General features: G+C 67.9%; 8 protein-coding genes, 1 tRNA gene, 1 rRNA gene and 1 pseudogene. 8 read left to right on the top strand and 3 right to left on the bottom strand.

All coding sequences use genetic code 11. The features are described from left to right. A partial coding sequence (locus ACOEQ2_RS00090; RefSeq protein WP_419727722.1) for an exodeoxyribonuclease VII large subunit occupies positions 1–701 on the top strand: 701 nt, incomplete at its 5' end. Positions 702–764: 63 nt separating this feature from the next. Here the strand turns inward: ACOEQ2_RS00090 and ACOEQ2_RS00095 are convergent. Then, positions 765–1,163, bottom strand: a complete 399-nt coding sequence (locus ACOEQ2_RS00095) for a hypothetical protein (protein ID WP_419727723.1) — start codon at positions 1,161–1,163, stop codon at positions 765–767. 76 nt (positions 1,164–1,239) lie between these two features. On the opposite strand from ACOEQ2_RS00095, the gene ACOEQ2_RS00100 reads away from it, so the two are divergent. From ACOEQ2_RS00100 to ACOEQ2_RS00130, 7 genes and pseudogenes are all read left to right on the top strand, one after another. Next, positions 1,240–1,617 (top strand): hypothetical protein, encoded by a 378-nt coding sequence (locus tag ACOEQ2_RS00100; protein ID WP_419727724.1) that lies wholly within the window; start codon positions 1,240–1,242, stop codon positions 1,615–1,617. A 69-nt stretch (positions 1,618–1,686) separates the two neighbouring features. Further along, complete coding sequence (locus tag ACOEQ2_RS00105) at positions 1,687–2,097, top strand: DUF4112 domain-containing protein (protein ID WP_419727725.1); 411 nt, start codon at positions 1,687–1,689, stop codon at positions 2,095–2,097. Next, the gene (locus ACOEQ2_RS00110) at positions 2,094–2,432 is read left to right on the top strand and encodes a hypothetical protein (protein ID WP_419727726.1); all 339 of its coding nucleotides are present in this window, start codon (positions 2,094–2,096) and stop codon (positions 2,430–2,432) included. Before ACOEQ2_RS00105 ends, ACOEQ2_RS00110 begins: the two co-directional genes overlap by 4 nt. Before the next feature lie 12 nt (positions 2,433–2,444). Next, a complete protein-coding gene (locus tag ACOEQ2_RS00115) occupies positions 2,445–3,098 on the top strand; it encodes a septation protein IspZ (protein ID WP_419727727.1) in 654 nt (217 codons plus the stop codon). A gap of 107 nt (positions 3,099–3,205) precedes the next feature. Beyond that, positions 3,206–4,191, top strand: a pseudogene (locus ACOEQ2_RS00120) (IS481 family transposase); the annotation flags it as partial. A 212-nt stretch (positions 4,192–4,403) separates the two neighbouring features. Beyond that, complete coding sequence (locus tag ACOEQ2_RS00125; RefSeq protein ID WP_419727728.1) at positions 4,404–4,547, top strand: hypothetical protein; 144 nt, start codon at positions 4,404–4,406, stop codon at positions 4,545–4,547. 12 nt (positions 4,548–4,559) lie between these two features. Beyond that, complete coding sequence (locus ACOEQ2_RS00130; RefSeq protein ID WP_419727729.1) at positions 4,560–5,129, top strand: hypothetical protein; 570 nt, start codon at positions 4,560–4,562, stop codon at positions 5,127–5,129. Between the two features lie 40 nt (positions 5,130–5,169). On the opposite strand, the gene ACOEQ2_RS00135 is transcribed toward ACOEQ2_RS00130, so the two are convergent. Both ACOEQ2_RS00135 and rrf read right to left on the bottom strand, forming a co-directional pair. Next, positions 5,170–5,246, bottom strand: a tRNA-Met gene (locus ACOEQ2_RS00135). A 64-nt stretch (positions 5,247–5,310) separates the two neighbouring features. After that, positions 5,311–5,426, bottom strand: a 5S ribosomal RNA gene (rrf, locus tag ACOEQ2_RS00140). Positions 5,427–5,559 lie beyond the last annotated feature (133 nt).

The raw sequence follows: 5,559 nt of genomic DNA on the forward strand, positions 1-5,559 counted from the left end.
TGGCGGCGCGGCGCGACGCCCTGCGCGAGCTGGGAAGCCGGCTGCAGCGGGCGCTGCCGACGCTGCTGGCGCTGCGACGCACCGCGCTGGTGGCGGCGGAGCGGCACATGCCCGACCCGCACCGGCTGATCGCCGTCCGGCGCGGACGGGTGGTGCTGCACTCCGGCGAGCTGAGTCGCGCCCTGCCGGCGCTGCTGGCGGTACGGCGCGCGGCGCTGGTCGCCGCGGAACGGCGGATGGTCGACCCGCACCGGCTGATGGTGCGTCGCCGTGGCGAGGTCGCCGTGGCCGACGGCGCCCTGCGCCGCGCCCTGCCGGCGCTGCTGGCGGCACGGCGCGCGGCGCTGGCGGCGGCCGAGCGGCCGATGCCGGATCCGCGTCAGGCGATCGAGATCCGGCGCGGACGCTTAGGCGTGACCGGCGCCGGGCTGCAGGGCGGGCTGCGGCAGACGCTGCGCGACGCGGCCGCGATGCTGCGCGAGCGGGCCGCGATCCTGTCCGGGCTGACGGCGCGACTCGACTCGGCGTCGCCGGGGGCGGTGCTGGCGCGCGGCTACGTGCTGGTGCGCGACCAGGCCGGGCATCCGGTGACCGCCGGCGCGACCCTGCGTCCCGGCACCCGGCTCAGCCTCGCCTTTGCCGACGGCGAGCGCCTGGTCCGGGTGGAGCACGCCGCGAGCCAGGGTGCGCTGGACGTCTAGCCAGGCTGCGTCCGCCTCCGGGGCGGCAACCTCTACCGGAGCAACCGTGCGCCCGCTCCGGTCCTATTGGTAGGTCTTGCCGTCGTAGACCACGAAGCCGACCGGGCTGTGGGTGAAGTGCAGCACCGGCAGGCCGGGATCGTCGGTTCCGGGCGTGGCCTGATCGGCCGGGATGAACATGCCCTGCAGCTCGACCGGGGTATCAACCACGAACGGGATCTCCTCGCCGATGCCGCCCTCGGTGATGCGAATGGCCACGAACACGTTGCCCGCGTAGCTGAAGCCGTCGCCGTCCAGACTGGTCAGCCGGTCGATCCAGAGCTGCTGGTGCTCGGCGCCCTCGGCCCGGAGGCGCTCGCCGAACAGCTTCGCGACGGTCGCCGACACGTGCACCTTCGTGCCCCGGCCGCTGCCGTCGGCGTTGCGCAGGATCAGGGGGCTGGAGTGGGACGGTTCGGTCACTGCGATATGGCTCCTGAGCTGGCGGGCAGGCAACGTCCGACGATGCCGGAACGTTCAGGACCAGGTGGACGCGAGGATGCAGATGCGGTGGAGCGGGTATCGGATCGGTGACCTGCTTTCGCTGGGGGCGATGCTGGTGTTGGCCGGATGTGCCGATACGCCATCCCCGCCGCCTGCCGCAGCGCCGGTCGCAGCCGTTCAACCAACGCCGCTCCGGCCTGCCGGCATCGTCCTGGCGCCACAGCCCGAAGGTGCGCCGGCACTCGTGAACGATCCGTCCGCCCCGGCCGACACCCCGCTCTGCGGCGTGCAGGCACGCGAAGCCAACGCGGTTGGCCAGTCGCTGCTGCCGCAGCAATATGCCGAGGCCGGCATCTGCAGCAGCTTCGCCTGCTACGATCCGGCCACCGCCACCTATATCGGTACCGACGGGTATCGCCATGTCTGCCGCTGACCTTGCCGCCGGATCGGGCTGGATTGATCCGGCACGGCACACGGCCCACATCCCGCGCGGAGCACCCCCATGATCGCCTTCGACGCCAGCCGCTTCGACAAGACAATCCAGGGAAAGCCGATCGACTCGGCCGATCGGGCGCGACGCCTGGCGCGCATCCGGCGTCTCGCTTGGCTGCTGGATGCCGCGATCAGGTTGCCCGGGACCAGGTTCCGATTCGGCCTCAACAGCGTGATCGGCCTGGCACCCGCCGCCGGCGACGCTGCGATGACGGCGGTGTCGCTCTACATCGTCTACGAGGCCTACCAGATCGGCCTGCCACCGGCGCAGTTGGCGAAGATGCTGGGCAACGTCGCGATCGAGGCGGTGGCGGGCTCGGTGCCGGTGCTGGGCGACCTGTTCGACGCCACCTTCAAGGCCAACCTGCGCAACATCGCCCTGATCGACGCCCACGCCGCCGCCACGGGAGCCCGCCCATGAGCCGCCTGCCGCGACTGGCCCTGCTGCTGACCCTGGCTTCGCCGCTACCCGCCCTCGCCCAGACCGCCCCCGGCACCGCCGCCCGCAACGGCGACGTGACCGGACAGGGCGTCGAGACCGGCCCGACCTCGGCCGGCCAGCCGACCACCGCGCCGCGCAACCCGGGCGGCGTCACCGCCGGCACCAACCCCGCCAATCAGGGGCAGATGAACAACACGGTCGGGCAGATCAGCGGCAAGCTGCTGAACCAGGAGAAGAGCCGGCCGAACCTGCCCGGCCAGGCGCCGTCGCCGTCCCAGACCTTGCCCGGCGGGACGGCCTCGACCCCGCACTGAGTGCTGCGCGCCATGGACCGGCTGAAAAGGCTGCTCGGCACCGCCGCGTTCGACTTCGGCGGCGTCATCGTGTTCTACGCGCTGATGAAGACGCTGGGGTTGCGCGCCGCCATCATCGGCACCCTGGTGTTCGTGCCGATCGACGCCCTGCGTCGGCACACGCTGCGGATCGGCTTCCCGCGCATCTACGTCCTGTCCACGGCCCTGGTGCTGGTGTTCGGCACCATCGACGTGTTCTCGCGGCAGCCCTTCATGCTGAAATACGAGGGCGCGGTTACCGAGACGATCGTCGGCATCGCGTTCGCGATCGGCTCGCGCGGCCGGTCCATCATTGAGGAGCTGGTGGCGCAGCAGCAGCCCGACCTCCGCATGCCGCACCACCGCCGCTTCTTCCAGCTGATCACCCGGTCCTGGGCGGTGTACTACCTGTGCATGGCCTGCGCGTTCCTGTGGGTGAGCCAGCACTTCACCCTGGTGCAGGCGGTCGGCATCCGCCAGGTGGCCGGGCTCGGCGGCGCCATCGTGATGGCGCTGTTCAGCTTCAGCGGCCGGTTCGCGTTCCGGCTGTTCCAGGCGCTGCGGCTGCTGCCGGCGGACGGCGCTCCGGATCACGACGCGGCGGGCGACACGCCAGGCGACGCGGCAGTGCCCGCGTCGCCGAAGTGACCTGTCGAGGAGTGGCCGTCATCCGGCGACAAGTCGGTGCCGCTAGCTAGGTGTTTGATCCCAGGGTTTGATGGTGCAGTCTTCTCGCGTGAGTGGAAGGATGCGCTATGGGCCAGGTTCTCCATGCGGGCGCCACAACGACAGCGGCAGTCCGTCGAGCGATACAGCATAGTCAAGAAAGCCTGAGGGCCCTCGCCAGACGCTACGGCATCAACCCCAAAACGGTCGCCAAGTGGCGCAGCCGCAACTCCGTCCAGGACCGGCTGACCGGGCCAAAGCAGGCCCAGTCCACCGTGCTCTCCACCGAGGACGAGGCCGTCGTGGTCGCCTTCCGTCGGCATACCCTCCTGCCGCTGGATGACAGCTTGTATGCCCTTCAGGCCACTATCCCGCACCTGACACGGTCGTCCCTGCACCGCTGCCTTCAACGGCATGGCATCTCCCGTCTGCCCGAGCTCGAGAGCGCTGCTCCGGGCAAGCGCAAGTTCAAGACCTACCCGCTCGGCTACTTCCACATCGACATCGCTGAAGTCCAGACTGCCCAGGGCAGGCTCTATCTGCTGGTCGCCATCGATCGAGTGACCAAGTTCGCCTTCGTTGAGCTGCATGAAAAAGTCACACGCCGGGTCGCCGGAGACTTCCTGCGCGCCCTCATCGAAGCCGTGCCCTACACCATCCATACCGTGCTTACCGACAACGGCACCCACTTCACCTCACCCGGGAACACCTGCTCGGCGGCCGCCGACATCCGTCGCGCCATGGATCACGGCGAGCAGTTCCTCGCCCACGCGTTCGAATACGCTGCGCCCAAAACCACATCGATCACCGCCTGACCAAGCCGCGCCATCCCTGGACCAACGGTCAGGTCGAACGCATGAACCGGACGATCAAGGAAGCCACCGTCAAGCGCTTCCACTACGACACCCACGACCAGCTCCGCAGGCACCTCGACGACTTCGTCAACGCCTACAACTTCGGCCGCAGATTGAAGACCCTCAAGGGTCTCACCCCCTACGAAGCCATCTGCAAAACATGGACAGCCGAACCAAAACGATTCACGCTCGACCCGCTCCACCAAATGCCGGGACTAAACAACTGGCGTCGTTGCTGCCCTTGCTATTACCGGCAGTCGCCCCGGCTCGGCTGTCCGCTTCGGCCGTGGTCGCTCCGGACGCGACAGGACATTCCGGCACGACGCATGTCGAGATGCACGATGTCGTGCTCTGATCTTATGATGACGTTGCGGCCGCCGTCGGCTTTGTGCGCGGCCAGGTATGCTCCGAGCGGCCAGAACGCCTGATCGTGATGGACGACGTGACCTCCTATCGGATCGACGTCGACAGCGCCGCGATACGCCTGAGCGCTGACGACATGACCCATTTGATGAACCATCATGTGCTGTCGCTCGCCCATACCCCCCTCAAAGACGTTTCGGTCCGCTCCGGCTAGGACCGGCTTTCGATGAGCGGGACCATGGTCAAGATTGGCCTGCCGATCCCGTTCACCGCGACGGCGACTCTCGCCCCTATCAGCAACGGCGACCTGCGCATCCATCTGGTCTCGATGCAGGCTGGCGGCATCATCCCCAAGCAGCTGATCGACAGCCTCAGCCTGCCCTTGTCCACCCTGGCCCAACCGACCGACACCAGCGTGTTCCACATCGAGGGCGACGACCTGATCGTGCCGGTTCTGTCGATGTTTCCTCCGCCGCGCTTCGGTGGTCGCGTCACGGCGGTGCACGTCTCGCCCGTCGGTGTGGAGATCGTCCTTGGTCACCCGCCCGCGCGGGGAGCGCGAACCGACAGCGTCATCGCCTTTCGCGGCGGCATGCTCGTGTTCGCGAAGCTGACCATGCACGACACGGACCTGACGGTGATGTCCGACAAGGCGGAACAACGTCTCGCCTTTTCCCTGACCCATTACTACGCGCAACTGGAAGCCGGCGAGATTCGATCCCTGCCGGATTTCGGGCTGATGGCACGTGTCAGGAACTTCCAGGCCATCCAGCCTGCGGCTGTGCCCCCGCCCTGATAGGCGGAAGGCTGATCATTGTCGCGTTACTTCAGGCATTTGGTTGCGGGGACAGGATTTGAACCTGTGACCTTCAGGTTATGAGCCTGACGAGCTACCGGGCTGCTCCACCCCGCGTGGGTGATGGTGTGGTGTGCGGCGGCTGTATGTAGCTGCCGTGTGTGCTGTGGTGCTTTGGAGGACCTGGCGGCGACCGACTTTCCCGCGGCTTAAGCCGCAGTATCATAGGCGCTGGGGGTTTTCACGGCCGAGTTCGGGATGGGATCGGGTGGATCATTCCCCGCCATGGCCACCAGGTCGTCCAAGGCATCGCTGGGCGAGTGGGGGGTTGGTGCGTGCGTGTGCGTATCGGAGCTCATGGCTGTGGATGATTTCTATGCATGTGGTTCTGGCCCTGGGGTCGAGACCCTGGGGACCATACGGTGATTGA

The organism is Lichenicola sp. (genome assembly GCF_965198575.1).
Taxonomy (GTDB): Bacteria; Pseudomonadota; Alphaproteobacteria; order Acetobacterales; family Acetobacteraceae; genus Lichenicola.

What these genes read in the sequence shown, in the direction of transcription:
- ACOEQ2_RS00100 (WP_419727724.1), top strand. Translation starts at nt 1,240, where the DNA reads ATGCAGATGCGGTGGAGCGGGTATCGGATCGGTGACCTGCTTTCGCTG.
- ACOEQ2_RS00105 (WP_419727725.1), top strand. Translation starts at nt 1,687, where the DNA reads ATGATCGCCTTCGACGCCAGCCGCTTCGACAAGACAATCCAGGGAAAG.
- ACOEQ2_RS00110 (WP_419727726.1), top strand. Translation starts at nt 2,094, where the DNA reads ATGAGCCGCCTGCCGCGACTGGCCCTGCTGCTGACCCTGGCTTCGCCG.
- ACOEQ2_RS00115 (WP_419727727.1), top strand. Translation starts at nt 2,445, where the DNA reads ATGGACCGGCTGAAAAGGCTGCTCGGCACCGCCGCGTTCGACTTCGGC.
- ACOEQ2_RS00125 (WP_419727728.1), top strand. Translation starts at nt 4,404, where the DNA reads ATGGACGACGTGACCTCCTATCGGATCGACGTCGACAGCGCCGCGATA.
- ACOEQ2_RS00130 (WP_419727729.1), top strand. Translation starts at nt 4,560, where the DNA reads ATGAGCGGGACCATGGTCAAGATTGGCCTGCCGATCCCGTTCACCGCG.